The sequence below is a fragment of the Blautia acetigignens genome, assembly GCF_025566865.1.
Classification (GTDB): Bacteria; Bacillota; Clostridia; order Lachnospirales; family Lachnospiraceae; genus Blautia_A; species Blautia_A acetigignens.
Genome location: NZ_JAOQJM010000002.1, coordinates 217,752 through 244,110, shown reverse-complemented (window position 1 = coordinate 244,110; position 26,359 = coordinate 217,752). Strand labels below are relative to the sequence as shown.

Sequence of the window (26,359 nt, the reverse complement as noted above, 5' to 3'; positions counted from 1 at the left end):
GCAGACAGTTTTCGGGCAGTTCAGCAGAGGTCACCGCAGTGACCGCATTCCCCCTCGGGAGAGCCCTCGGAGAGCCCACGGCACTTTGCAGCCAGTATGGATGAAAGTGTCATAGTGGGTTATTACACTTTGAAAAAGTGCCTCTCCGTAGTTCTCCGCTGTCTGCAAATCTCAAAGAAAGGACAAAAATTCTATGGCAAGAAATGATGGAATAGACCGTACCGTAGCCAGAAATCAGGACTTGGAAACCCCGGCAGATGTGGCTAAGGTACAGGAACACAATGAGCGTGAAAAGGACAGCTACAGCAATCAGGACATCGTGCCGGAACGCACTTCTCTGAACGTTCATTTCAAAGCACCCACGGACGATTATGTAAAAACGTTTGAGCAGATGGAACAGGACGGCGTAATTTCCACCAGAGGTCTGAAACCGGATGCCGTCAAATACGGCGAGTTAGTATCTGATGTGAACTCTGCTTATTTCTACAATCATGGCGGCTATGAATTTGCAAAACAGTTTTATGCTGATGCTTACAAAGCCGCCGTGGAGATTGTAGGCGGTGAGCAGTATATCCTCTCCGCTGTGATGCACGCCGATGAGCGCAACCGGGCAATGTCCGAAGCTCTGGGCGAGGATGTGTACCACTATCATCTTCATGTGGTTTATATCCCGGTGGTGGAAAAGCAGATCCTTTGGTCGAAGCGATGCAAGGATGAAGCCCTCCGGGGAACCGTTAAGGAGGTCATCACACAGGTCAGCCGCAGTAAGAAATGGGAGTCTAAGCCGGTGCTTGACGAGGACGGTAATCCAATGTTGAACGCAAGAGGAAAAAAGATTTTGAGGTCATCCTACAGTGTGTTGCAGGATGACTTTTTTCATTTCATGCGAGTTGCCGGATATACCGATCTGGAGCGTGGAGAGCGTGGCAGTACCGAGGAACATCTGACTGTGACCCAGTTCAAGGTGCAGGCAGAACAGCAGCGGCTGGAAACTGTGGCCGGACAGGTGGCACAGGTGGAGCGGGGTTTGGAGAATGCCAAAGCTGCCACGGAGAAGCAGAAACAGAAACTGGAAGCTCTGCAAAAGGAAACCAAAACAGCAAAGACCGTTGCTCTGACGGTGCAGGAGATTGAAACAATGGGCAAAAAAGCCACATTCGGAAACAATGTTGTGCTGACTCCGGATGAATGCGACACGCTCAAACACTATGCGGTCAATGGTATTATTGCCAATGCTGACAACAAGCGACTGAAAGAAAAATTGGCTTCCGCAGAAAAGACGGTTTCCATCTGGAAGCAGCGGTATGAAGCGGTAAGCGAAAAATATATGAAACTCAAACAGAAAGCCCAACCCTTTCTGGATGCACTGGAAATCGCATCCGAAAAGGTTCGGGCTTTTATCAATTCTATCCTCATCAGAGGAAAGGAAACACAGGAACACGAACACCCTGCCCGGAAGCGTGGACAGGATATGGAACTTTGATGGAGGAATCGCCTATTGAAGAAATATTATGAAGAAGCGAAATATAATGCGGCATTTGACCGCTGTGTGGATGTTATGAGCCAGATGCTCCAGAAATATGGACATCAGGTTTTGGATAAATTGGAACAGGACGCTCCGCAGGAAGTGGAGTATTCCGAGGAAAGTAATCAAGCGCAGCTTCTGACGGATAAGGCTGCGTAAAATTTGCAATTTACACGTTGCGTATTCACTATGGCTATGCTATAATGATTACGCAACGTGTATTTTTTGCTTTTGTGGAGAAAAGACGGATGGATTGTAAAAACAGAATTATAAAGTTGCGGGAAAGCACAGGACTGAATCGGAAAGATTTTTGCAAGCTCGTCCATATTCCTTACCGGACTATGACTGAATGGGAATTGGACAACCGCCATGCACCGGATTATGTGCTGTGGCTTTTGGAGTATTATATCCGCAACGAGGGACTTATGGTAAAAGGAAGGAATGAGGGAGGTGGAGATTCTGAAAAAGAAACAACTTAAATGCTATCTTTATACAAGAGTGTCCACCTCGATGCAGGTTGACGGATACAGCTTGGATGCCCAGCGTGACAAGCTGCGGAAGTATGCGGCATACGAGGATATGATCGTTGCCGGGGAGTATTCTGACGAGAGCTTTTCTGGAAAGAACATTCAAGGGCGGCAGGAGTTTCAACGGATGCTGAATGACATCCAGGACGGCAAAGATGATGTTTCTTATGTGTTGGTCTTTAAGCTGTCCCGATTTGGCAGAAATGCAGCGGACGTTCTGAACTCTTTGCAACTCATGCAGGATTTCGGTGTCAATCTGATCTGCGTGGAGGATGGCATTGACAGCTCCAAGGATGCAGGAAAGCTGATGATCTCTGTGCTGTCTGCGGTGGCAGAAATCGAGCGAGAGAATATCCGCACACAAACAATGGCAGGATGGGAACAAAAGGCTCGTGAGGGCAAATGGAACGGCGGATTTGCACCTTATGGATATAAACTGGATAATGGTGAACTTGTTATTGCCGAAGATGAAGCAGAAGTTATCCGAGTAATCTATGATCGTTATATTCATACAAACGAGGGTGTTGCAGGAGTTGCAAAATATCTGAACCGCAATGGTTATACTAAGAAACTAAGACAGAATAATACCATTCCGGGATTTTCAAGAGATTTTGTGAAAAATGTATTGTACAATCCTGTTTATATGGGAAAGATTGCTTACGGCAGACGAAGAACAGAAAAGAAACAGGGTACAAGAAACGAGATGCACGTGGTTGAGCAGTCGGAGTTCCCGGTTTATGAAGGACAGCACGAAGCTATCATTTCCGAAGAAGATTGGTATCTGGCACAGGAAAAGCGCAAGGTCAATTCCTTTAAGCGGGAAAAGGTCAATAATCCAGACCACGCCCACATCCTGTCCGGTATCTTGAAATGCCCATGCTGCGGCAAGAGTATGTACGGCAATATCGCCAAGGCGCACAGTAAGGATAAGAAAACCCGGTATTATTACTACTGCAAAAATACGGTTACACCTACCGGGCATGAGTGCAGCTTCCGTCTGAATATTGAGCAGACGGAAATCAACAAATTTGTGGCGAAGGTTATCTCCGCTATGGTCAATAATCCACGGTTTGTAGAAGCGATTCAGGCGAAAATCGGAACAGCAGTTGATACGCTCTCATTATAATATGTGTGCAGGAGGTGTGCGCCAGTTCGGTGCCAAATATATAACTGGTGGGAATCCAGTCTGGTAAGACTTAGCAAGTCGCCAGTACCGAGTCCTTGGAGCGCCAAAGGCTAACAATGGTGTTTAAGCGTAGGACAGGGAACAGGAACGCCGTAATGCGTAAGCGTGAAGTGATTGAGCTTCGTTAAAATATCGATTGTGTGGGGTGGTCTGCTACCTCCTTGGGTCACCAATAAGGATTAGTCGTTAAAGCGAGACTATGAAAACACACCGGAGTCCTAGAGCACGGCATACCTGATATTGTTATATTTGACATACCTGGGAGGCCTGGATGGTTCTGTACATGAGACAGTAGGGAATATCGACCAATGCAATGGTGAGTATGAACGAAGACCATCGAGGAGTCGGATTCGTCCATAGTACTGATGAAAGCAGTAATGACGCTGGAGGGAAGGGACGGACAATAAGTTGCTTTTGCAATCAAAACATAGAGAGCACAGGAGGCATAAAATCTATGGAAAAAGAGAAAGCAGAAATAGCCAGTCTCGTAGAAAGATATGGCAGAGTTCAGTCGCTAATGAAATATGTCAACAGTGACACACTCAAAGAGTCCTACAACAAACAACCCAAAGGGAAAGCAGTAGGAGTGGATGGAATAACCAAGGAGCAATACGGAGAGAACTTAGAAGAAAACATAGAGAGTCTGCTTGTCAGAATGAAGAAGTTTTCCTATAAACCATATCCCGTGCGCAGAGCCTATATCCCAAAAGGTAATGGCAAGATGCGAGGACTCGGCATTCCGTCATTTGAGGATAAAGTCGTTCAAGGTGTCTTTAAAGAGATACTGGAAGCGATTTATGAGCCTAAGTTCAAGGAGTTTTCATTTGGGTTTCGTCCAAACAGAAGTTGTCACGATGCAATTCAAAGAGTAAACAAACACATCATGGCAGACAAGGTCAATTACATTTTAGATGCAGACATCAAGGGATTCTTTGATAACCTAGACCATGAGTGGATGATAAAATTTCTTGAGCATGACATAGCAGATAAGAACTTCATCAGATATATCAAGAGATTTCTGATAGGGGGAGTTATGGAGGATGGTAAGCGACTGGATACAGAAGCTGGAACAGTACAGGGCGGGCTGATTTCGCCAGTGCTGGCAAATGTGTATCTGCACTATACCTTAGATACATGGTTTGATTATGTGAAAAAGCATGAGTTTAAGGGAGAAATGTACATGGTACGCTATGCAGATGATTTTGTATGTCTGTTCCAATACGAGAATGAAGCACAAAGGTTTTATCAGCTTCTGATAGAAAGACTGCGTAAATTCGGTCTTGAAATTGCAGAGGATAAAAGCAGAATTCTACCCTTTGGCAGATACAAGGGAACAAAGGAATCCTTTGACTTTCTCGGCTTTACACACTACAATGTGACAAGTCACTGGGGCAAGTACTGTGTACTGCATAGAACAAGCAGGAAGAAGCTGAAAATGAAAAGAGAAGCAGTCAAGAAATGGTTATGGGAGCATATGCACGAAAGCATAGCCGATACCATAGAAGCGTTGAATGTGAAACTGACGGGGCATTACAGATACTATGGAATCTATGGGAACTACATAGGTTTGCAAAAATATTACAAATATGTGAGACAGGAGTTATGGAAAAGCAAGAGACGCAGAGACCAAACGTATTGGCTGACGTGGAAGAAATATATGAATATTCTAAAGATACATCCACTGGAGTATCCAAGGATATATCTGAAAAGTGCGTATTAGGTAAATGGCTTATTGAAGAGCCGTATGCCTTAATAGGGCACGTGCGGTTCTGTGAGGGGCTTTTGAGACTTGAACCTCTCATCGCAAAACAATATATGATGAAAGGATGTGAAAAAGTCGAGACAAAGTCTACTCGACGGTTTGGATGAAATACAAGATTTTAGTTGTCGATGATGATAAAGAATTGGTGAAAATGCTTTGTAGTTATTTTAATATGAAACAATATGAAACCATTACGGCTACAGATGGAATGGAAGCATTAAATAAAATAGAAATGAAACCGGATATTATTTTGTTGGATATCAATATGCCACGCATGGATGGGATTGAAGTATGTCGTCTGATACGCAGTAAAGTGTTATGTCCAATTTTATTTCTAACAGCAAGAGTTGACGAAGATGATAAAATTAATGGGTTGCTTTCGGGTGGGGATGATTATATTACGAAACCATTTAGTCTTCGGGAGTTGGAAGCAAGGATTGTCACAAACATAAAGAGAGAAGAAAGGCATCAACAAAAAACAGAATACCGCTTCATGGATGAAATGCTGATTGATTATTCTGAAAAAATAGTAGCTATAGCTGGACACAGGATGGAGTTCACAAAAATTGAATATCAGATTATTGAATTCTTATCCATGCATCCAGGGCAGGTGTTTGATAAAGAACGTATATATGCACAAGTCTGTGGATATGATGCGGAAGGGGACAGTAGAACGATAACGGAATTAGTACGGCGTATAAGGAAAAAAATAGCGGATTATTCAGAAAAAGAATACATAGAAACTGTATGGGGGATTGGATACCGATGGAAAAAATAAGAAACTTGTCACTGAAAAAAACAATTCTGCTTTATTTTGTGATCAGCTTAACGGCAGCATTTCTGTTATCTGGATTTACAGTTCATTTTGCAAGAAATATGCAGAATAAAATATGGGAAAAATATATTGATTATGCAGATTATACGGACGTGTTTCAGCAATATGGAAAGAAATACGAGATTGAGATATCAAGACCTAATCAATCGCAGATGAATCGTTTGGACCATCATCTTTCGGAAATGTGTGACTTTATGGAAACATATTCGGTACTGATTTTTTCGATTGTTGGGAGTGTTGCTGCGGTATTCTTTTTTTATAAAAATAAGTTAAAGACGCCTCTACAGGAATTAAAAGATGCCTCACAAATGATTGCAGATAATGAACTGGATTTTCATGTGTCCTATGAAAATAAAGATGAGATGGGAACGTTGTGTAAAGAATTTGAAATGATGCGAAGTGCTTTAGCAGATAACAACAGAAAGATGTGGCGAATGATTGATGACGAGAAGGTCTTGCGGAATGCAATTGCACATGACATACGTTCTCCACTTTCCATATTGCGAGGGTATCAGGAAATGCTCTTAGAGTTTGTTTCTGCTGAGAGTATAAAAACAGAGGATGTTATTGATATCTTACAAACAGGCATGTATCAGATTGACCGTATAGAGCATTTCACGGAAAACATGAGAAAAATGTCCCTTTTAGAACAGAGGGAACTGCAATGCTCAGAGATAGAATTATCGGAACTGGCAAAAAAGATTGAGGCAGAAGCTGCCATGCTGTCCAAGAAGGAAAGTAAATTATGTAAGGTAGAAAGAGTGCAGGAACAAAACATTGTGAAAGTGGATGAGGAACTTGTCATGGAAGTGGCAGACAACTTACTGGAAAATGCGGTTCGATATGCACAAAAAAGTATTGTTTTGCAGATAAAGAAAAAGGATGGTTTTCTTATAATTTCTGTTGAAGATGATGGAATAGGATTTGTGGATACTGAGGAAAAAGTAACAGAACCATTTTATCATAAGAATCCACAAGATGATTTAAAGCATTTTGGCCTTGGTATGTATATTTCTCGTATTTTCTGTGAAAAGCATGGAGGAAATTTGAAAATATATAATGCCAGACAAGGCGGTGCTCATGTAGAAGCTCTTTTCAAAGCTGAATAAAAATACTTTATAAGGCTGAAATCACAAATAAAGTGGTTTTAGTCTTTTTTATTGTGAATTTATTGAGAATTGATTTGTATGATGTTGTTAAAGAAATAAAGAAAGGAAGAGATACAATGAAAACAATCATAAAAAGAAGTATACTTGATTATTTAAAGAACCCTGTTTTGTGGATTGGCTTGATTATTATAGTTGCCAGTATGTATCAATGTCTGTCATCGTATTTGCAAATTCATTATATCAAACAGAATGAACAGATCACACAAAATGACGTAGCATTGGAAGATGCTGATGTCATGGATGGGTACATTCCCACATCTGATGATAAAGAAAGAAGAAGGGAGTGGGAAGATACGATCAAAGAGACGTTAATGGACACCTCCCAAAATGGTTTTGGATTTAGCAGGCAGGAAGCAGATCATGTAATGAAAGAAATTCAGAATATGGATGTAAAGACTGCTTCTGAGTTTTTGGAATCCCAATATGGCTATTATAATGCAATATATGCTTATGAGGACCTTGAAATTCATAAGGGGACAGCAGAAGAAATCAATCATTATATCGAGCGGAAATTATCCGAACATTCTTTTTCCTGGTACTTTGCCAAAAAATTTACGGATTTTGCAGGATTGCATATGGCCTTTTTTGCAACAGTCTTGCTATCATTTTTATTTATTCAGGATACACGAAAAAGTACCTATGAATTATTACATACAAAGCCTGTTACGGCAGTCCAATATATATGTGGGAAAGTAATAAGCGGATTCATTAGTATGCTGGGAGTATTAGTGATTTTGAATGTTATATTCTTTATGCTGTGTTTGAAAACGTCTTTAGAATCGGGCTTTCCAGTAACACCAATTGATTTTTGCGTGAATTCTCTGATCTATATTGTTCCGAATCTTTTGATGATATGTTGTGTCTATACAATTACAGCATTAATATTTAAAAATCCGCTTCCGGCAGCACCAATCTTGTTTTTACACATTATATATTCAAATATGCTGACCATGAAGAATGATATTTATTATATGAGACCGTTCTCTATTATGGTGCGATTCCCTGGCAGATTTTTTGAAACACATGTAGCCAAAATGTCAAACATAAATCAGATTATTCTTGTAATTTCATCAGTTATATTAGTATGTATTTCTGTTACAATCTGGAAAAGGAGGAGGGTTCATTGAAAACGGAACTAAAAAACTGCCTGTCGTTATATAAGATTTTTTATTCATGTGCATTTATACTGATATTGTGTGCTATTCATCCGATTATATACTATGAAGAAATCGGTTCAGCGATTCAGTCTCCAATAGCATTTTTAACAATTATTTTTTGTAGTGACACATATTTGATGGAAGTAAAAAGTAAGCGTGCCGATGTATTTCATTTGTATGATCAAAAAAAGCAGTTAAAAGTAATATCACAGAGAGTGTGCGTTCAAATATTATATTTATTAATACTTTCCTGTGTTGGATATGTTTTGTTTTTCTGGCAAAAACCGGGCAGTGTAAACGAAGGCGTTTCGGGCACTCAGATATTCCTTTTATTTTCCATTGCAATGTTCGGAACCATCTGGCTTTGGAGTATATGCTCTGTGATTTTGTGTACATTGCTTGGAAATATGTGGGCAGGTATAGGATGTTTATTTGGAATTGTCATTGGACTTATATCAAAAGCGGGAAGTTCATTTTTCGGAAATCTGGGATTGTTTTCTTTCAGCTTTTGTGAACCTACTCAATTAATGTCCGAGAGTTGGATTTATGGAACGCTTGTGTCTTTTATAGTGGGTCTGCTTTTATTTGCAGTATTACCAATGGCTTTAAAGAAAAGGGGATAGATTATGAGTATTAGAATAAATGATTTAACAGTTAGATTTAAAAATGGTGTAGTTGCAGTAAATAAGGCATCTCTTGAAATACCTAAGGGAATTTACGGACTTTTGGGAGAGAATGGTGCTGGAAAAACCACTTTGATGAGGGTTCTTACAACTGTTTTAAAACAAACGGAAGGAATGGTTTCCCTTGATGGAATTCTGTATAACGAGGGAAATTATGAAAAAATACAGAAAAAGATTGGTTATCTTCCACAGGAAATCGACTTATATCCGAATCTTACGGTGAAAGAATGCCTTGTATATATGGGTGGACTATCAGGAGTATCCACAAATGACCTCAAACAAAGAATTACCTATTATTTGGAAAAGACTTCTCTTACAGAGCATCAGAATAAAAAAATGCGGCAATTATCTGGTGGTATGAAGAGACGTGTCGGACTCATACAGGCACTTCTTAATAATCCGGATTTTTTGATTATTGATGAACCTACCACCGGGTTAGATCCGGAAGAAAGAATCAGGATCCGCAATCTTTTGGTTGATTTTTCAAAGGATAGAACTGTGCTGTTTTCCACTCATGTAGTAGAAGATTTAGCAGCAACCTGTACACAGCTTGCCATTATGAAAAAGGGAAGTTTTTTATATTCTGGAAGCGTGAGTGGGTTGCTGGAAAATGCAAAGGGCTGTGTTTGGAATTGTACGGTACAAAATGCAGAAGAAGCCCGTTTGTTAGAAGCCAATTATTCTATATCATCTAAGCAGTATGTAGAAAATGGAATTCATATGAAAGTATTAAGCAAAGGAAAGCCAAATGAGAATTGTGTCCTGGATAATGATATCACTTTGGAAGATGCATATATTTATTTGACGAATAGTTGAATATAACGGCGGGCAAGTTGCCCGCCGTAAATTGTACTTATTTTGTTAAAAGACCGGATGGATTTTTTCCAATGAAAAATCCAATCTGTGGATATAACTCCTGAATTTCCTGATATTTTGCTTCAATCATTTCTGGTTCATCAGCCCAGATCTTTTCATATATTTTGAAAGCTCTTTTAAAATGTGTTTTGGCTTGCGGAAGATTGGCAGTCATCAGATAAATGGTTCCAAGGGTTTCCTGAACTTTGGCATAATCCAGACAGTCATCGGAATGGTATTCCTTGATGATGCCGGATAATTTTTGCAATTCAGAGATTCCTCTTTCGGGTTCCTGCTGTTCTGTCAGGAACATTGCATAATTGGCAATCTGAGGTATGCTGTCATTTATATGAAGCAGGTTAAATTGGTCAAGCAGTGAGATACTTTTTTCCATGTGTTCTCTTGCAAGATCGGGATGACCGTTCATGCGGTAAAGTCCACCGAGATTGGCATGAAGGTTGGAAACAAGGCGAGCATTGTCAGCAGTGATATTTTCTATCTGGGCAAGTGCATCCTTTTCCAGTTTTATTGCTTTTTCAGGTTTGGTTTCAAGGGTTGCTTGAAAATCCAGTAATAACGCCCGGTCAGAGTTGGTGCCAATGCTTTTTGTCTTTAACAGCACCTTCAGTTCCTGAATGATTCCCTTCATACCTTTGTGATAGTTATAGTTATCCATGTATGGAAATGCATTTTCCAGAAAAAGCAGATACTTTGGCATATCATCTTTTTCAATCAATTCTATGATATTTCCGATTGTTTGAAATAGCTTTTTATAATAATCTACTTCCATTCCATGCATTAAACATATGTGCTGTAAAGAATCCAGCAACGTGTGACAACTACTTACAGATGGTTTTGTCTCTGAAAGGGTGATTTCCTGAATCATCGGATGCAGAGAGATAGTGCGACGTGTTGTTGTCTGAACGAAACCAGTCTCAATTAAATCGTTGATTTCATTTAGTGTGGACAGTTCCAGCCATTTGGCAAATATACGGGCAGAAATACCGGTGGAAGGAAGAAAGCACATATTACACATGATATCCTGCTGTTTAAGAGATAAAGTGTATAAAGAAAACAGCGTATGGATATGACTATAATAGGTGGCTTTGCTGCTTTGTCCATCTTTGATTATTTTAATTTTATCTTCGTTATGGAAAGATGCTTTTTCCACCTGAAGTCTTGTTAATAACTGGTCTGGAGTCGAGATTCCATTTTCCAGAAGTTTTGCTGCCAGTTCCACGGCAAAAGTATGAGAGTGAACAGTTTCGATGATCTTTTCAACTGTTGCCCGGTACGTGTCTGCCTCTGAATAGAATACCGATGTCAGCTGGAAGAGAGCGTTCATATCCTCTATTTCTTTTAATGGTAGAGTACAGTATTCATCCAGTTTGCTTCTGGTTGTAAACAAAATCTGGCAGCGATATTTTAATACTACTGACAGAAAGCTGTCCTGTGTGGCAGTGACATTAAAATTATCTATGATAAGCAGAGTATCGGATTTCAGGGAACGCAGAAAACGGTTATGTCTTTGAAACCGTTCCTGTTCAGTGCTTTCCGGAAGATCGTCAATAAAATCCATGTCAGTAATATCCTGATGAAGATCACCTGTATATTCTACATATAGAATGTTAGTGTAATGCTTTTTGTAATGTTTTGCGTAGGCTTTGGCAAGTTCGCTTTTACCAATACCGGCGATTCCGCAAAGAAAAACATGCCGGTTTTCCTCAAGCATGGTATATAATTCTTCCAGTTCTTTATCTCTTCCGATAAAATGACGGCATGGTTTCGGAACCTCACTGTCCATAATATAATCCAGCACAATGGGTGACAGGGCACCTCCGGCAATTAATTTTTGATTTTTAGTATCACGTTTGATAAATTGTCGCTCCATGCCAAAAGAAATCAGCTTTGCAAGAAAAAGCAGACGTGAGCTGGCTGGTTTGTACAGAGAAGCCAGATCTTTCTTTTTGGCATCGGAGATGGTGTCATCTTGTATAAATAATGTGTATATATCCTGCATAGCCATATTGCAGTCAGACATCAATGGAAGCAGATTCTGGTGAATGGTTTCTGCCAGCTTTTTCTGATTACTGGGTTTGGAATAGTAGGCAGATATTTTGGGACTGATCTTTGCTTGACCGGTCAGCCAACGACAAACCAGACCATTATCCATAGAAAAATCCTGATTTGCCGGATCATCCATAAAATCTTCAAATAATTCGTATAAAAAATCAGGCTGACTCATTTGATTACTTTCGCTGATATGATTTTTTAAGCAAGTGCTAATAGAAGAAAAATCGCATCGATTCAATAGAAATTCCCCTTTCGTAGTTAAGATTAAGTATATCTATCATAACACGAACATATATTCGATTCAAGAAAATGCGGATATTTTTAAATTGATTGTGTCAATTTACAATCAATTTCTATTCAATGTGGTTTTCCGGCAGGTTCTGTAAAATAAGCTCAGATCAAACAATAACGGGAGGAGCTTATGCAACAGAATATTGAATTTGAGCGGTGCATTGATTTTCTGGTACGGATGATTGATAAGTACGGCGCTGAAGTCCTCCGGGAGTTGGAGGAAGAAAAACAGAATAAGGAAGAAAAAAAAGCGGCAGTTTCCTGAAATACAAAATGTAAATCAGACTGTCGCTTTTTTGTGAAATTATTCGGTTGCGTTATCTTTTACTTCTGCAAGCATATAAGAATTATATTTACTTTTACGCTTAAATATAATATAATTTAAGCACAAAAGCAAATATCAAGGATAAGGAGGACAACTATGTCAACATCAGATATTTTGGAATCGCTAATTGAAAAAGATAATGGATATTTGATTACATCGAAGGCCGTTGAATCAGGTGTATCAAAGCCATCTGTCTCAAAATACGTCAGAGAGCATGATATGGAAAAAGTGGCACATGGCATTTATATCTTAGATAATGTGTGGCCAGATGAGTTGTTTGTCCTCCAGCAACGAAATAAGAATATTATTTATTCGGGCGAGACCGCCCTTTATTTGCATGGTCTTACCGACAGAGAATACAGTCATATTTGTTTCACTGTTCCTATCGGGTATAATGCAACACATATCAAAAAGAAAAACAAAGAAGTTCGTTATGCAAACCCAGAGATTCTTGATATGGGGACTTGTGAGATCCCGTCAAGTAGCGGTAACTTGGTTAAAGTATATGACAAGGAAAGATGTATTTGTGATTTGATTAAAGATCGAAAGAAATATGAAATTCAGTTATATCAGACAGCAATTAAGGAATATATGTCTTCGAAGGAAAAGAATCTTTCAAGATTGATTGAGTATGCGGTTAAACTTGGAGTAAGGGATGAAGTGATGATGTATGTGGAGGTAATGGTATGATTCATACAGCGAAACAACTTAAAGACAAAGTAAAAAACATGTCAGGCGGGAATGGTGAAGTTGCGCAAGCATTAATTAGAACATATTTTATGGAAAGGTTCTTAGAAAGAGTTTCTGTTTCTGAATACAGGAATAATTTTATTTTGAAAGGCGGAATGCTTGTTGCTTCTATTGTTGGTGTAGACATGAGAGCTACAATGGATATCGATACAACTGTGAAAGCATTACCTCTTAATGAGAAGGATGCTAGAGCAATCATTGAGAGAATCGGTGAGCTTCAGCTTGAAGATGGGGTAACCTTTAAGATTACGTCAGTAAAAGAAATCATGGAAGAATTTGATTATCCTGGCGTTAGGATGGTGATAGAAGCTAATCTGGAACGAATGAGGCAACCTTTTAAGATCGATATTTCTACGGATGATGCAATCACGCCAGGTGCAGTAGAGTATAAATACAAGCTTATGTTTGAAGACAGATCAATTTCAGTTTTGTCGTATAATCTTGAAACTCTTCTTGCGGAAAAGATGCAGACGATTTTGGCAAGAGGACTTGCGAATACCAGAATGAGGGATTTTTATGATGTATATGAGATTATGAATTCAAAGGCTGATCAGATAAGCTTTGATGTTTTGAAAAAGGCATTTGCGGCTACTTGCATGAAGCGTGAAACTTCTTTTGGTGAGGAGGAAGTGAGAGAAACCTTAGACAAGATTAAAGATGATTCTGGACTCGAAGAAATGTGGAATCGTTTTAAGCGTGTAAACTATTTTGTTGATGATCTTCCGTGGGGAGAAATATCGGAAACAATAGTAGATAATATTGAAAAAATTTCTTTTTTTAGCGATCAGGTTTCCTGGATCAGTGATGAAAAGGGAATAAAAGACAGGAACAAGTTTTGAAGAAAAATCCTCTAAGAGATAGTGAAATACCTATTGTCTTAGAGGATTTTTTATTGAAGAATTTTAATATTTAAGAGTTTGTTTTTTTCTTTTTGACATTAAAGCTAAGATTTCCTGTGGGTTCGTTTACTGACGTCCGGGAAGTGTCTGCTTTGGTGTGCGGTCACGGTCGGCTTCGTCAATTGCTGTGACAAAACGTTTTACGCTATTTGGATTGGATATGAGAAAATTATGAGTAATACTTGAAGTAGCCATACGGACACCTCCCAGTTTTTGTGGCTTTTTTTGTGTATTAATTATACGATTGGCAGAGAAATGCGTCAATATGAAAAATAAGTATTGAAAATAGTTGGAACAAGTACTAAAATTAAGTTGGGACATTGAATGGAAGTTATGTTACGAGATAATAAGAATTGTAGGTGGAAGGTTTGAACATAGAAGCATATGATGCTGATTCATTGAGAAAAATGGTTAGGTTGCTTGAATATGAGAACAAGATATTAAAAGATAAATTGAAGAAAGCAGGCATTTCATATGAAGAGGTGAATCCTTTTGAAGAAAAAATAGAAAGTGCAGAAGAATATGACCTGGATCAAGGGAGTCGTATTGTAAATCCGCCATATATTACAGAGAAAATGGCAATACGTTTCTTTTCGATGTTTTGGGGAAGAGAAGATGTATATGCTAGACGGGGAAAGAACGGGGGGTATTTTCCACAATGTGCAAATCGTTGGAATGACCGGCTTTGTCCTAAACAACGTAAAGAGAAGATATTTTGTGATGAATGTGAAAATACCCAATGGATTAGTTTGGATGTTAAAAAAATAATTGCTCATTTGTTAGGCACAAAAGAAGATGGATCAGATGTAATAGGTGTATATCCTTTACTGCCAAATGGTACATGCAGATTTATAGTATTTGATTTTGATAATCACGAAAAAGGAGCAGAGGTTACGGACTTTGCAAATACGGATAATGAGTGGCATAAAGAAGTGGATGCGCTTAGAAAAATGTGTGAGCTTAATGGTATCAGACCTTTAGTTGAGAGGTCTCGATCTGGAAAAGGTGCCCATGTATGGATTTTCTTTAAAAAGGCAATACCTGCGGCAACAGCAAGGAATTTTGGATTTCTCCTATTAGACAAGGGTTCAACTTCCATCAATCTGAAATCGTTTCATTATTATGATAGAATGTATCCTTCGCAGGATGTGGCAAGCAGCATAGGTAATTTGATTGCATTGCCATTACAGGGGCAGGCTCTTAAAAATGGAAATAGTGCTTTTGTAGATGAAAATTGGAATGCTTATCCTGATCAATGGGATGCTCTTTTCAATAAAACAAGAAAGCTGGGAATAGAAGATGTTGAACAATGCATGGCAAAATGGCAGGGAGAATTAGCAGAAGTCCGAGGAACGCTTACTAATATTGAGAAGAATGTCAGACCGAAACCATGGAAGAAGAAATGTGAGTTTTGTAAGTTAGATGTTGTGGGCAAGCTTCACATGGTATTGGGCAATGGAGTTTATGTTGATACTCTGAATCTTATGCCAAGAATACAAAATCAGATTCGTAGTTTGGCGGCATTTGATAATCCGGAATTTTACAAAAATAAAAGGCTGGGATATTCTAATTATTATAATTTCAGTGCTGTATATTTAGGTAAGGATATAGATGGATATATACAGATTCCGAGAGGACTGCGGGAAAATATTATACAGGAATGTGAAAAAGCAGGCATTTCAGTTGATGTTTCAGATCAAAGAGAAACAGGACAACCTATCAGAGTATCTTTTAAAGGTGATTTGCGAATGCAACAGGAATTAGCGGCAGAAAAATTATTATCACATTCAGATGGGGTTCTGAGTGCGGCAACTGCATTTGGAAAGACTGTAGTATGTAGTTACCTTATTGCAGAGCGAAAAGTAAATACGCTCATTTTGCTGCAAAGTAAAGATTTGCTTAATCAGTGGGTTGATGAATTGAATCATTTCTTAGAGATAAGAGAAGAACCACCGGAATATGAAACAAAAACAGGAAGAAAGAAAAAAAGAAATAGTGTGATAGGCGTTTTGCACGGAAATAAAAATACATTGACAGGGATTATAGATGTTGCAATGGTTGGTTCAATGTACAGCAGAGGAAAATTTAATGAACGGATTAATTCTTACGGAATGGTAATTATGGATGAATGTCATCACGCAGCTTCTAACACATCTATGGAATTATTGCAGAAAATAAATGCAAAATATGTATATGGTGTTTCTGCTACACCTAAACGTGGTGACAGTCTTGATCGGATTATCTATATGCTGCTGGGACCTTTGAGACATAGATTTACTGCGTTGGAGAGGGCTAAGGAGCAAGGGATTGGAAATTATTTTGTCCCAAGATACACAAGAGTAGTTGATACTGCAGAAAGCAAGGAAAATATTAATAAAGCATATAATTTGATTAGTACCAGTAAGGTGCGCAATGAAATGATTATAGATGATGTTATAACTTGTGTTGCAAGAAAACAAACTCCTGTAATTTTAACAAGATTTAAGGAACATGCAAAATTTTTACATGATGCCTTAAAGGAAAAAGCAGATCATGTATTCCTTTTATATGGGGATAATTCGGATAAGGAAAATGCTGAAATAAGAGTAAAATTAAAGCAGATACCTGAAAATGAATCGCTTATTTTGGTGGCAACTGGTCAGAAAATAGGAGAAGGGTTTGATTTCCCAAGACTGGATGTATTAATGCTTGCAGCACCTGTATCTTTTGAAGGACGCCTGGAACAGTATGTAGGTAGATTAAACAGAGATTATGTCGGAAAAGAAGCTGTTTATGTGTATGATTATATTGATTCGCATGTGCGTTATTTTGATAAAATGTATGCAAAAAGATTGAGAACGTACAGGAAGACAGGATTTTCAATCTGGACACAAGAGTTGCAACCTAAACAAATAATAAATGCAATATTTGATTCTGTAAATTATACCGAAAAATTCGAGCAAGATATTGTAGAGTCAGAAAAAATGGTGGTAATTTCCAGTCCAGATATCAGACAGGATAAAATTGACAGATTTTTATTACTAATCAAGAAGAGACAGGAAGTAGGGGTAAAGGTCACTGTTATTACAACAGATCCGGAAGATATTACTTACGGAAAGTCAGATGTATGTTATGAATTAATCAGAGCAATGCAATTGGTAGGAATAAATGTGATAACAAGAACAGAAGTAGAAGAATGTTTTGCCGTTATTGATGATGAAATAGTATGGCATGGCGGGATGAATCTACTTGGAAAAGCTGATGTCTGGGATAACTTAATGCGTATCAGAAATTCACAAGTTGCAACGGAATTGTTGGAAATTGCTTTGGGATATTCTGAGGAGAGGAGGAAAAGTGAATAAAAAGATAAAATGTGATACCTATACCAGAGTATCCACAACCATGCAGGTAGATGGCTACAGTCTGGATGCTCAGAAAGAAAAACTCAAGAGATATGCGGAATTTCAGAACATGGAAATCGTAAATGAGTATTCCGATGAAGGTAAATCTGGAAAGAGCGTAGAGGGCAGACCGGAATTTCAGAGAATGTTGGATAATATTGAGAATGGCACAGATGAGGTGCAGTTTGTACTGGTGTTCAAGCTTTCCAGATTTGGTCGTAATGCGGCAGATGTTTTAAATTCTTTGCAGCGGATGCAGGATTTTGGAGTGAATCTGATCTGTGTTGAAGATGGAATTGACAGCTCAAAAGATAGTGGAAAGCTGATGATTTCTGTTCTGTCTGCGGTGGCAGAGATTGAACGAGAGAATATCCTTGTTCAGACAATGGAGGGACGTAAGCAGAAAGCCAGGGAAGGAAAATGGAACGGTGGATTTGCTCCATATGGCTATGAATTGGTAAATGGAGAATTGCAGATCGCAGAGGACGAAGCAGAGATTATTCGTCTGATCTATGATAAATTTATTCATACCAATATGGGAATCTCTGCGATTGCTGCATGGCTGAACCAGCATGGATATAAAAAGAAAAAACGACAGAATAATACACTGGACGCATTTGCCGCATCATTTATAAAAGGCGTTCTGGATAATCCGGTATACTGTGGAAAGCTGGCTTATGGACGAAGGAAAAACGAGAAAGTTTCTGGTACAAGAAATGAATATCGCATTGTAAAGCAGGAAAATTATATGCTGCACGATGGTATCCATGAAGGGATTATTTCGGAAACAGACTGGGAGCTGGCTCATCAAAAACGGGAAAAAACAGGTGTGAAATATGAAAAGACACATAGTCTCGATCATGAGCATATCTTATCCGGAATATTGAGATGCCCGTTATGTGGAAGCGGTATGTATGGAAACGTGAATCGAAAGAAAAAGAAAGACGGAACCTTATATAAGGATTATTTCTATTATGCCTGCAAACATCGTCGCCTGGTAGATGGTCATAAATGTGGATATCGTAAACAATGGAGCGAGGAGAAGATTAACAATGCAGTGGAAGAGGTTATTCGGAAGCTGGTGAAGAATCCTAAATTCGAAGAAGCAATTCTGAATAAAATCGGTTCAAGAATAGATACAGAAGAAATAGAAAAAGAGATTGAAGGACTGGAAAAACAGCACAGGCAGCTGACCGGAGCAAAAGGAAGACTTGGACAGCAGATGGATAGCCTGGACATCATGGATAAATTTTATGAGAAGAAATATCAGGATATGGAGACAAGGTTATACCGTCTGTATGATGAAATTGAAGGCGTGGAGAACAGTATAGAAGAAGTCAAGAATCGCCTGCTGAATATCCGGCAACAGAAAATATCAGAAGAAAACGTCTATCAATTTCTTTTATATTTTGATAAACTATATGATAAGTTCACCGACCTGGAGAAGAAAGAATTTCTTAACAGTTTTGTAGAACAGGTGGACATTTACGAGCAGGAGCAGCCGGATGGCAGATTCCTGAAGCACATAAAGTTCCGTTTCCCTGTGTATTTTGGAGGCGGGGAGACACAGGAACTTTGTTGGGACAAAGAAAGTACCGTTGAAACTGTGTGCCTCTTGAGCAACCGAAAACCAGATACCACGGTAAAACTCATAATACACTGAAACAAAGCAAGACAGAAGCTGTTGATGCGTTAGAAGATAACGTGTCAGCGGCTTTTTCTTTTTATCTAAAAATCTATTAGTCAAGTCTGAAAGGAGTCAATTCTATGGCAAAGAAAAATGTAAGAAACATGAAGGTTTGTGGACAGAGCGGTTATAAATATGAGACAGTTCCGGCGATTACATAAAAAATACCTCCGTTTTCGTATTGATTGATTCAGCAGGTCGTACCGGTGTGGTACTGCTTTGCTGTGGGGTAAGCATACGAAAATCGGAGGAAAAAGGCATTGAGGGGAAATTGAGCTGGAATTGAGTGAATGTTTGGAAAGTTGTAAAATTGAATTTCCATTTTGGCAAAGAATTACCACAGTAATTGTGATGAGATAACGTGAATGAAAAATATAGTGATTGGGTATCCGGCAAATTTGATTCTTAAAAGTAGCATTTCTAAATGCAGCAAATTTTTATTATAAAACATTACTTTACAAGAAGAATAAAAAAGTATATAATTCTTTAATAAAATATTTAATAAAAGAGGATGAGAAAACGGAAAATAAAGATAAAAGAAATATAACAAGAAAAAAAATAATTAATTATGTGCTGAACAATCATGTTACATCCAAGGCGGAAATTGCAAAAGAGTTAAACTTGAGTATGCCGACTGTGTTAGCAAATGTGAATGACTTGTTAGAAAAAATGGTGTTGGAAGAAACTGGGGAATATGCTTCGACTGGTGGCCGGAAGGCAAAAAGTATAGGAATTAATAAGTCATACTGTCATGCAATGGGAATTTTGATTACAGCGAATCATATAGAAATGGTATTAGTAAATCTTGGAGATGAGATTATAAAAAAAGATCGCATCCGTTTAAAATTTACGGCAGAATTATCCTATTGTACAGAGGTGGCACAAAAGGTCAAAACTTTTCTTGAAGGCGAATTAGCGAAGGATACGCTACTTGGGATTGGAGTGGCGATTCCAGGAATCATTGATCAGAAAGAACGGATCGTTTTAAAATCTCATGCTTTAGGCATAGAGAATTATAGTCTGCGCTTTTTAGAGCAGGCTCTGGAAATTCCAGTATATTTTGAAAATGATGCTAATGCTGCAATGCTTGCAGAAAAAAAGCAAAAGTATCCAAATGCGATATATCTGTCTTTGAACCATACCTTAGGAGGCGCATTCTGCATAGATGGAAAGCTGTTTCGAGGGCAGAACCAGAAAGCAGGGGAGTTTGGTCACATGATACTCGTTCCCGGTGGAAGAAAGTGTTATTGTGGTAAATCAGGATGTGCGGATGCATATTGTGCTGCAAGTGTACTGACACAAGATAACAGGCAGTCACTGGATGCATTTATGGAAAAAATTGAAAGTGGTGATGAAAAAACTTTTCAGACATGGAATGAGTATCTGGATCATCTTGCTGTTTTGATATCAAATCTGCGGATGGCATATGATATGGATATCATACTAGGAGGTGATGTGGGAGGGGTATTGTCAGATTATATGATACCACTGGGAGAAAAAGTGATGGCATATAATGGCTTTGAGCATGATGTTTCATACTTGAAAAATTGTTCGTATAAGAAAGAAGCGTCGGCTGTTGGAGCCGCGAAATACTTTTTTACAAAACATATGGTAGAATTGTAAATTTTTTGAACGCAGATAAGCAGTCCACCGCATCTGATGCGTAGGGCAAGGGGATGTTTAGTCTGTTGGAGTTAAAAACTCCCACTGACAGGTTGCAAAGCGAATGCAGATGTCCGCTTTATATGCGTGAAAAACGAGAAGTTGTCTAAAATTAGAAAAAGATATTATAGTAAAAAACGGAAAGAAAACAGTAACTACGGTTTCCTTTCCGTTTTTGCGTGTTGATTGTGAAAAACACACAAAAAATGTATTTTGAAATTATGAAATATATAAAATTATGAAAAACATATTGACAAATCGTGTTTACAGGGTAATAATGTAATTACTTTAATAAAACATTTTATAAAACATAAAATAAAACAATATAAAAAAGGAGGAAACAATTATGTTACAGCAGGTAATGACAAATCCAGGAGAAATTATTTTTAGAGAGGTTCCGGTTCCGGAGGTAAAAGAAAATCAGGTGTTGGTAAAGATTATGAATATTGGTGTTTGTGGATCAGATATTCATGTTTATCATGGAAAACATCCGTTTACAAAATATCCGGTAACACAGGGACATGAGGTTTCCGGTGAGATTACAGAACTTGGAAAAAATGTCACAGAGTTTCATGTTGGACAGAAGGTGACGATAGAGCCGCAGGTATATTGTGGACATTGCTATCCATGCCGTCATGGAAAGTATAATCTCTGTGAGGAATTAAAAGTAATGGGATTTCAGACGACAGGAACAGCATCTGAGTATTTTGCAGTGGATGCATCTAAAGTAACACCTATTCCAGAAGATATGTCCTATGAAGAAGGAGCTATGATCGAACCTCTTGCTGTGGCAGTTCATGGTGTAAAACAGATGGGCGATGTGGCTGGCATGAATATTGCAGTCCTTGGCGCAGGACCGATCGGAAATCTCGTAGCACAGGCAGCAAAAGGAATGGGGGCAGCGAAAGTGATGATCACAGATATCAGTGATCTTAGACTGGCAAAGGCAAAAGAATGTGGAATTGATGTGTGTGTGAATACCAAAAATAAAGACTTCGGTGAGGCAATGATCGAAGCATTTGGACCGGATAAGGCGGATGTAATATACGACTGTGCTGGAAACAATATCACAATGGGGCAGGCAATCAAGTATGCAAGAAAAGGAAGTACAATCGTATTGGTGGCTGTTTTTGCTGGAATGGCAGAGATAGATCTTGCGGTGGCAAATGACCACGAACTTGACATTAAGAGCACGATGATGTATCGCCATGATGATTATATAGATGGAATCAGACTGGTAAATGAGGGCAAAGTTCATTTGAAACCGCTTATCTCAAAGACATTTGCTTTTAAAGATTATCTGAAGGCATACCAGTATATTGATGATAACCGTGAGACAACGATGAAAGTAATTATCAATGTCAGTGAAAAGTAAGGAGTTCACATGAAAAATATACAGTTATTACAGACGGAATCGAAGAATTGCCATTTGGGGAAAATGGTGTGAAGTTTTTTATGATTAAGGGACCAAATGAGGAAAAAATAGAGTTCTGTCAGAAACTCTGATAAAAACAGGAGAGACATATGGGAAGCGAAAACAAAAATGGAAAAGTACCGCTGATCAGTAAGATCGCATATGGGTTTGGTGATGTTGGATGTAATTTCAGCTGGATGTTCGTCAGTAATTTTCTGATGATATTTTATACAGACGTGTTCGGAATCAGTATGGCGGCGGTGTCAGCACTTATGCTTTTTTCAAGATTCTGGGATGCAATCAATGATCCAATCGTCGGGGGACTTACGGATAAAACAAAATCGAGATGGGGACGGTACCGTCCATGGCTGTTAGTATCGGCACCAATTACAGCGATTCTTCTTGTCATGACATTCTGGGCAAGACCTGACTGGCCGCAGAATGGAAAGATTATTTATATGGTAATTACATACTGTCTGCTGGTTTTGGGGTATACCTGTGTGAATATTCCATATGGAACCTTGTGTGGTGCTATGACACAGGATATTGATGAACGTGCAAAAATAAATACATCCCGTTCGGTTGCAGCGATGATTGCAATTGGTGTGTTAAATATTATCACAGTTCCGCTGATCAGCAAATTCGGCAGTCACAGTGCAAAGACAGGATATTTGACGGTTGCGGTCATATATGGATGTATTTTTACAGCCTGTCATTTCTTCTGCTTTGCGAAGACGAAAGAGGCAGTGATTACTCCGGAAAAAGAAAAAATTTCTGTAAAGGTTCAGTTGAAAGCAGTCATGCAGAACAGACCATATCTTCTTGCATTGGTAGGACAGATATTATTTGGATTTACATTATATGGTAGAAACGCAGATATTCTGTATTATTTTACATATGTGGAAGGGAATGCCTCCTACTACACAACTTATTCGATGTGCATCATTATTCCTTCTATCATAGGGGCAGCCTGTTTTCAACCAGTATTCCGCAAGCTGAATAACAAAGGAAGAACAGCCTCTCTCTTTGCTTTATTTACAGGAATTTCCATGCTGACTATGTTTTTCTTTAATGCCAAAGAATCACCAGCCATTTTTTATGCTTTATCTGGTCTGACACAGTTTTTCTTCTCTGGATTTAATACAGCAATCTATGCAATTATTCCAGACTGCGTGGAATATGGGGAGTGGAAAACCGGACTTAGAAATGACGGTTTTCAGTATGCATTTATTTCACTTGGAAATAAAATCGGAATGGCAGTTGGAACAGCACTTTTAGCAGGATTACTTGGAAAATATGGTTATATTGCAAATCAGACACAAAATACAACTGTACTTTCAATTATGAAACATGCGTTTACGACGATTCCAGGTGCACTTTGGATTGTGACTGCGGTTGTATTGTTTTTCTACCGGTTAAATAAAAAACGTTACAACGAGATTGTGGAGGAACTGAAAAATGGAAGAAAAAGTTGATATCGCGGCATTGGGAGAATTGCTGATCGATTTTACGGAAGCAGGACACAGTCAGGATGGAAGAAAATTGTTCGAACAGAATCCCGGCGGTGCTCCGGCAAATCTTCTAACCGTTGCAAGCCACTTTGGGTATCATACATCTTTTATTGAAAAAGTTGGAAACGATATGCATGGTAAATTTTTAAAGAAGACATTGCAAAAGGAAGGAATCAGTGCCAATATCTTTTGATTTTAAAAGACATTTCAATTCCTGAAGTAGTGCTTTCATGCCTTTCTGATAATCATATTTTTGCATATATGGAAAAGAATTTTCCAGAAAAAGCAGATATTTTGGCATGTCATCCTTTTGAATCAATTCTATGATATTTCCTATTATCTGAAACTGCTTCTTGTAATAATCAACCTCAATTCCATGCATTAAACATATTTGCTGTAAAGAATCCAGTAATGTGTGGCAGCTACTTACAGATGGCTTTGTCTCTGAAAGGGCAATTTCCTGAATCATCGGATGCAGGGAAATAGTGTGGCGAGTATTAGTCTGGATAAAGCCAGTTTCTATCAGATTATTGATTTCATTCAAATTTGATAGATGCATCCATTTTGCAAAAATTCTTGCTTTACTACTTTGACCGTCTTTAATAATCCGAATGTCGTCTTCATTTTCTAACGCTGTTTTTTCTTCCTGTAATTTTCTTAATAATTGAGCTGGTGATAGACTGGTGCAGATCTCCGGTGTATTCAATATAAAGGATGTTGGTATAATATTTTTTATGCTTTCTGGCATATGCTTTAGCCAATTCACTTTTTCCAATGCCTGGTATGCCATAAAGAAATACTTTGGAATTGTTTTCCAGACATTCATGAAGATTTTCTATTTCGGATTTTCTGCCAACAAAATGCCGGCAGGGTTTTGGGACTTCACTGTCAGCAATATAGCCAAGAACAACAGGAGACAAGGAGTCTCCGGCAAGAAGCTTTTGATTCTTTGTATCACGCTTGATAAAGGTACGTTCCATTCCAAAGCAGATATACATCAGATAAAGCCTTATCCGGGTCAAACATCATAGGTAGAATCATATGTTCCAGAGTATCTGAAAGTTTTAGCTGAGAACTTTTGGCAGAATAGTAGTTGATAAGTTTGGGACTGACTTTTGCCTGTCCGCTCATCCAACGGCATACAAGTCCATTATCAAAAGAAAAATCTGCACCTTCCGGACTGGAAAGAAAGTCATCAAATACTTCATATAAAAATTCAGACTGATTCAACTGATTGTTTTCCCGCACGTAGCTTCGTAAAATTGTCATAATAGAACTAAAATCACATCGATCCAATGGGCATTTCCTCCTTTCCGTAAAATATAACTGGTGAATAAGTTTTCTTGAATAAAGATATCATACCATGAACATACATTCGATTCAAGAAAATGAAATATGTTTTATTAGTGTTTTTCTCAATTTGGAGTCAATTTCGATTCAATGCTGTTTGAGGGTATGTTCTGTAAAATAAGCTCAGGTCAAAACAATGACGGGAGGAGCTTATGCAACAGAATATTAAATTTGAGCGGTGCATTGATTTTCTGGTACGGATGATCGATAAGTACGGCGATGAAGTCCTCCGTGAGTTGGAGGAAGAAAAACAGGATAAAGAAGAAAAAGAAGCGGCAGTTTCCTGAAATACAAAATGTAAATCAGACTGTCGCTTTTTTGTGAAATTATTCGGCTGCGTTATCTTTTACTTCTGCAAGCATAATCTGCTCAAGTCGGTCAATATCTGGAAATACCACTTTTTTTCCTCTGGAATGAAGTTGACGAATTTTTTTCATACGTGTTGTTACTTCCTTGTGAATGGAATGCTTAACAGGAACCGGATTATTATTTCGAGTATGTATATGGTCAAGATAATAATCTCTGATTGGAAACATATTCTGGAGAAGAAAAGCAGCTTCTTTTCCATCAAATTCACCTAAAACAATCGTTAGGCACTTTCCGTATTTAGTCACCTGTTTATCGTGTATTGCTTTAAACTTTTCTACACGAGAACTGAGTGGAACCATCCATAACAGAGAAGTTTTATTGTCACGCAGACAGTAAAAAGTAGGACGGTATGTACCACCTTCTTTGTTCTGCATTAAGTTGGAATCACGTACTTTTTCAAAGTATTCATCTTTAATATGGTAAACGTATCCTTCTTGGTATATCATGTTCATCACCTATAAAATAAGCCCTGCCATGCGGCAGGACCGAAATTTTCGAGCCGGACATTTATTAGACGCTTCCGGTGAGCGAACAATATTTTCGAGCCGATCACTTATAAGCCGCCAACGGTGGGCGAACAATATTTTCGATGACAGAAATCCTGTCTCTATCATTATTATATGGTTGTAACGAAAATATGTCAATAAAAAATAAAAAGAAGTATTGAAAATAGTTGGAACAAGTACTAAAATAAAGTTGGGACAAAAAACGGAGCTATATTGCGAGGAAGATTATGAAGAATAAGAAGATTAAATGCGATATATATACCAGAGTATCTACAACCATGCAGGTAGATGGATACAGTTTGGACGCTCAGAAAGAAAAACTCAAGAGATATGCGGAGTTTCAGAACATGGAAATCGTAAATGAGTATTCAGACGAAGGCAAATCTGGAAAAAGTGTAGAGGGCAGACCGGAATTTCAGAGAATGTTGGATAATATTGAGAAT

General features: G+C 38.4%; 24 protein-coding genes and 2 pseudogenes. 21 read left to right on the top strand and 5 right to left on the bottom strand.

Features of this window, described 5'->3' with window-relative positions; genetic code table 11:
* The first annotated feature begins 193 nt into the window (after positions 1 to 193).
* The 10 genes and pseudogenes from OCV70_RS03980 to OCV70_RS03935 all read left to right on the top strand — a co-directional run bounded on the left by OCV70_RS03980 (position 194) and on the right by OCV70_RS03935 (position 9,660).
* A complete protein-coding gene (locus OCV70_RS03980) occupies positions 194 to 1,483 on the top strand; it encodes a plasmid recombination protein (protein ID WP_173765327.1) in 1,290 nt (429 codons plus the stop codon).
* Positions 1,484 to 1,498: 15 nt separating this feature from the next.
* On the top strand, positions 1,499 to 1,684 hold the full coding sequence (locus tag OCV70_RS03975) for a hypothetical protein (RefSeq protein ID WP_117526568.1): 186 nt from the start codon (positions 1,499 to 1,501) through the stop codon (positions 1,682 to 1,684).
* A gap of 89 nt (positions 1,685 to 1,773) precedes the next feature.
* A complete protein-coding gene (locus tag OCV70_RS03970) occupies positions 1,774 to 2,004 on the top strand; it encodes a helix-turn-helix domain-containing protein (RefSeq protein ID WP_015540908.1) in 231 nt (76 codons plus the stop codon).
* A pseudogene (locus OCV70_RS03965) lies at positions 1,985 to 3,166 on the top strand (recombinase family protein); the annotation flags it as partial. The gene OCV70_RS03970 and the pseudogene OCV70_RS03965, both read left to right, overlap by 20 nt.
* 526 nt (positions 3,167 to 3,692) lie before the next feature.
* Complete coding sequence (gene ltrA, locus OCV70_RS03960) at positions 3,693 to 4,958, top strand: group II intron reverse transcriptase/maturase (RefSeq protein WP_117854890.1); 1,266 nt, start codon at positions 3,693 to 3,695, stop codon at positions 4,956 to 4,958.
* Between the two features lie 145 nt (positions 4,959 to 5,103).
* On the top strand, positions 5,104 to 5,778 hold the full coding sequence (locus OCV70_RS03955) for a response regulator transcription factor (RefSeq protein WP_009265792.1): 675 nt from the start codon (positions 5,104 to 5,106) through the stop codon (positions 5,776 to 5,778).
* Positions 5,766 to 6,944: a sensor histidine kinase gene (locus OCV70_RS03950; protein WP_173766824.1), complete on the top strand. Its 1,179-nt coding sequence runs from the start codon at positions 5,766 to 5,768 to the stop codon at positions 6,942 to 6,944. The genes OCV70_RS03955 and OCV70_RS03950 overlap by 13 nt, the downstream gene beginning before the upstream one ends.
* Before the next feature lie 116 nt (positions 6,945 to 7,060).
* The gene (locus OCV70_RS03945) at positions 7,061 to 8,131 is read left to right on the top strand and encodes an ABC transporter permease subunit (protein ID WP_173766822.1); all 1,071 of its coding nucleotides are present in this window, start codon (positions 7,061 to 7,063) and stop codon (positions 8,129 to 8,131) included.
* A complete protein-coding gene (locus OCV70_RS03940) occupies positions 8,128 to 8,784 on the top strand; it encodes a hypothetical protein (protein WP_009265789.1) in 657 nt (218 codons plus the stop codon). The genes OCV70_RS03945 and OCV70_RS03940 overlap by 4 nt, the downstream gene beginning before the upstream one ends.
* A gap of 3 nt (positions 8,785 to 8,787) precedes the next feature.
* Positions 8,788 to 9,660 (top strand): ATP-binding cassette domain-containing protein, encoded by an 873-nt coding sequence (locus OCV70_RS03935; protein ID WP_009265788.1) that lies wholly within the window; start codon positions 8,788 to 8,790, stop codon positions 9,658 to 9,660.
* A gap of 37 nt (positions 9,661 to 9,697) precedes the next feature.
* On the opposite strand, the gene OCV70_RS03930 is transcribed toward OCV70_RS03935, so the two are convergent.
* Positions 9,698 to 11,944, bottom strand: coding sequence for a tetratricopeptide repeat protein (locus tag OCV70_RS03930; protein WP_173766820.1), 2,247 nt, complete (start codon positions 11,942 to 11,944; stop codon positions 9,698 to 9,700).
* 249 nt (positions 11,945 to 12,193) lie between these two features.
* On the opposite strand from OCV70_RS03930, the gene OCV70_RS03925 reads away from it, so the two are divergent.
* The 3 genes from OCV70_RS03925 (at position 12,194) to OCV70_RS03915 (ending at position 13,977) form a co-directional block, all read left to right on the top strand.
* Positions 12,194 to 12,328: a hypothetical protein gene (locus OCV70_RS03925; RefSeq protein ID WP_262579263.1), complete on the top strand. Its 135-nt coding sequence runs from the start codon at positions 12,194 to 12,196 to the stop codon at positions 12,326 to 12,328.
* Between the two features lie 156 nt (positions 12,329 to 12,484).
* A complete protein-coding gene (locus OCV70_RS03920) occupies positions 12,485 to 13,078 on the top strand; it encodes a type IV toxin-antitoxin system AbiEi family antitoxin domain-containing protein (protein WP_117852288.1) in 594 nt (197 codons plus the stop codon).
* Positions 13,075 to 13,977, top strand: a complete 903-nt coding sequence (locus OCV70_RS03915; protein WP_244096238.1) for a nucleotidyl transferase AbiEii/AbiGii toxin family protein — start codon at positions 13,075 to 13,077, stop codon at positions 13,975 to 13,977. The genes OCV70_RS03920 and OCV70_RS03915 overlap by 4 nt, the downstream gene beginning before the upstream one ends.
* Positions 13,978 to 14,103: 126 nt before the next feature.
* On the opposite strand, the gene OCV70_RS03910 is transcribed toward OCV70_RS03915, so the two are convergent.
* A complete protein-coding gene (locus OCV70_RS03910) occupies positions 14,104 to 14,232 on the bottom strand; it encodes a hypothetical protein (RefSeq protein ID WP_262579260.1) in 129 nt (42 codons plus the stop codon).
* 173 nt (positions 14,233 to 14,405) lie between these two features.
* Between OCV70_RS03910 and OCV70_RS03905 the strand changes: the two genes are divergently transcribed.
* The 6 genes and pseudogenes from OCV70_RS03905 to OCV70_RS03875 all read left to right on the top strand — a co-directional run.
* Positions 14,406 to 17,378 (top strand): TOTE conflict system archaeo-eukaryotic primase domain-containing protein, encoded by a 2,973-nt coding sequence (locus OCV70_RS03905; protein WP_173766818.1) that lies wholly within the window; start codon positions 14,406 to 14,408, stop codon positions 17,376 to 17,378.
* On the top strand, positions 17,371 to 19,080 hold the full coding sequence (locus OCV70_RS03900; RefSeq protein ID WP_262579258.1) for a recombinase family protein: 1,710 nt from the start codon (positions 17,371 to 17,373) through the stop codon (positions 19,078 to 19,080). The genes OCV70_RS03905 and OCV70_RS03900 overlap by 8 nt, the downstream gene beginning before the upstream one ends.
* Before the next feature lie 513 nt (positions 19,081 to 19,593).
* Entirely contained in the window at positions 19,594 to 20,727 is a 1,134-nt protein-coding gene (locus tag OCV70_RS03895) for an ROK family transcriptional regulator (protein ID WP_330385679.1), read from the top strand.
* 385 nt (positions 20,728 to 21,112) lie between these two features.
* On the top strand, positions 21,113 to 22,141 hold the full coding sequence (locus OCV70_RS03890) for a zinc-dependent alcohol dehydrogenase (protein ID WP_173766816.1): 1,029 nt from the start codon (positions 21,113 to 21,115) through the stop codon (positions 22,139 to 22,141).
* A 149-nt stretch (positions 22,142 to 22,290) separates the two neighbouring features.
* On the top strand, positions 22,291 to 23,655 hold the full coding sequence (locus tag OCV70_RS03880) for an MFS transporter (protein WP_262579257.1): 1,365 nt from the start codon (positions 22,291 to 22,293) through the stop codon (positions 23,653 to 23,655).
* A pseudogene (locus OCV70_RS03875) lies at positions 23,639 to 23,875 on the top strand (PfkB family carbohydrate kinase); the annotation flags it as partial. The gene OCV70_RS03880 and the pseudogene OCV70_RS03875, both read left to right, overlap by 17 nt.
* Here OCV70_RS03875 and OCV70_RS20075 read toward each other — a convergent pair.
* Both OCV70_RS20075 and OCV70_RS20070 read right to left on the bottom strand, forming a co-directional pair.
* The gene (locus OCV70_RS20075) at positions 23,837 to 24,481 is read right to left on the bottom strand and encodes a hypothetical protein (RefSeq protein ID WP_262579255.1); all 645 of its coding nucleotides are present in this window, start codon (positions 24,479 to 24,481) and stop codon (positions 23,837 to 23,839) included. The pseudogene OCV70_RS03875 and the gene OCV70_RS20075 sit on opposite strands and share 39 nt — an antisense overlap.
* Positions 24,482 to 24,645: 164 nt before the next feature.
* Positions 24,646 to 24,987 carry a hypothetical protein gene (locus OCV70_RS20070; protein ID WP_243000226.1) on the bottom strand — a complete coding sequence of 114 codons (342 nt, stop codon included), beginning with the start codon at positions 24,985 to 24,987 and terminating at the stop codon, positions 24,646 to 24,648.
* 206 nt (positions 24,988 to 25,193) lie between these two features.
* Between OCV70_RS20070 and OCV70_RS03860 the strand changes: the two genes are divergently transcribed.
* Positions 25,194 to 25,328: a hypothetical protein gene (locus tag OCV70_RS03860; RefSeq protein WP_262579252.1), complete on the top strand. Its 135-nt coding sequence runs from the start codon at positions 25,194 to 25,196 to the stop codon at positions 25,326 to 25,328.
* A gap of 39 nt (positions 25,329 to 25,367) precedes the next feature.
* Here the strand turns inward: OCV70_RS03860 and cptIN are convergent, their stop codons facing one another.
* Positions 25,368 to 25,856 carry a type III toxin-antitoxin system CptIN family toxin gene (cptIN, locus tag OCV70_RS03855; RefSeq protein ID WP_117852658.1) on the bottom strand — a complete coding sequence of 163 codons (489 nt, stop codon included), beginning with the start codon at positions 25,854 to 25,856 and terminating at the stop codon, positions 25,368 to 25,370.
* 287 nt (positions 25,857 to 26,143) lie between these two features.
* On the opposite strand from cptIN, the gene OCV70_RS03850 reads away from it, so the two are divergent.
* Positions 26,144 to 26,359: recombinase family protein (locus OCV70_RS03850; RefSeq protein WP_262579250.1), on the top strand; the 216-nt coding region annotated here is incomplete at its 3' end.

Excerpts from the sequence above, each read along its gene's own strand:
- OCV70_RS03980 (WP_173765327.1), top strand. The coding sequence starts at position 194 with ATGGCAAGAAATGATGGAATAGACCGTACCGTAGCCAGAAATCAGGAC.
- OCV70_RS03970 (WP_015540908.1), top strand. The coding sequence starts at position 1,774 with ATGGATTGTAAAAACAGAATTATAAAGTTGCGGGAAAGCACAGGACTG.
- ltrA (WP_117854890.1), top strand. The coding sequence starts at position 3,693 with ATGGAAAAAGAGAAAGCAGAAATAGCCAGTCTCGTAGAAAGATATGGC.
- OCV70_RS03955 (WP_009265792.1), top strand. The coding sequence starts at position 5,104 with ATGAAATACAAGATTTTAGTTGTCGATGATGATAAAGAATTGGTGAAA.
- OCV70_RS03950 (WP_173766824.1), top strand. The coding sequence starts at position 5,766 with ATGGAAAAAATAAGAAACTTGTCACTGAAAAAAACAATTCTGCTTTAT.
- OCV70_RS03945 (WP_173766822.1), top strand. The coding sequence starts at position 7,061 with ATGAAAACAATCATAAAAAGAAGTATACTTGATTATTTAAAGAACCCT.
- OCV70_RS03935 (WP_009265788.1), top strand. The coding sequence starts at position 8,788 with ATGAGTATTAGAATAAATGATTTAACAGTTAGATTTAAAAATGGTGTA.
- OCV70_RS03930 (WP_173766820.1), bottom strand. The coding sequence starts at position 11,944 with ATGAGTCAGCCTGATTTTTTATACGAATTATTTGAAGATTTTATGGAT.
- OCV70_RS03925 (WP_262579263.1), top strand. The coding sequence starts at position 12,194 with ATGCAACAGAATATTGAATTTGAGCGGTGCATTGATTTTCTGGTACGG.
- OCV70_RS03920 (WP_117852288.1), top strand. The coding sequence starts at position 12,485 with ATGTCAACATCAGATATTTTGGAATCGCTAATTGAAAAAGATAATGGA.
- OCV70_RS03915 (WP_244096238.1), top strand. The coding sequence starts at position 13,075 with ATGATTCATACAGCGAAACAACTTAAAGACAAAGTAAAAAACATGTCA.
- OCV70_RS03910 (WP_262579260.1), bottom strand. The coding sequence starts at position 14,232 with ATGGCTACTTCAAGTATTACTCATAATTTTCTCATATCCAATCCAAAT.
- OCV70_RS03890 (WP_173766816.1), top strand. The coding sequence starts at position 21,113 with ATGTTACAGCAGGTAATGACAAATCCAGGAGAAATTATTTTTAGAGAG.
- OCV70_RS03880 (WP_262579257.1), top strand. The coding sequence starts at position 22,291 with ATGGGAAGCGAAAACAAAAATGGAAAAGTACCGCTGATCAGTAAGATC.
- OCV70_RS20075 (WP_262579255.1), bottom strand. The coding sequence starts at position 24,481 with ATGGCATACCAGGCATTGGAAAAAGTGAATTGGCTAAAGCATATGCCA.
- OCV70_RS03860 (WP_262579252.1), top strand. The coding sequence starts at position 25,194 with ATGCAACAGAATATTAAATTTGAGCGGTGCATTGATTTTCTGGTACGG.
- cptIN (WP_117852658.1), bottom strand. The coding sequence starts at position 25,856 with ATGATATACCAAGAAGGATACGTTTACCATATTAAAGATGAATACTTT.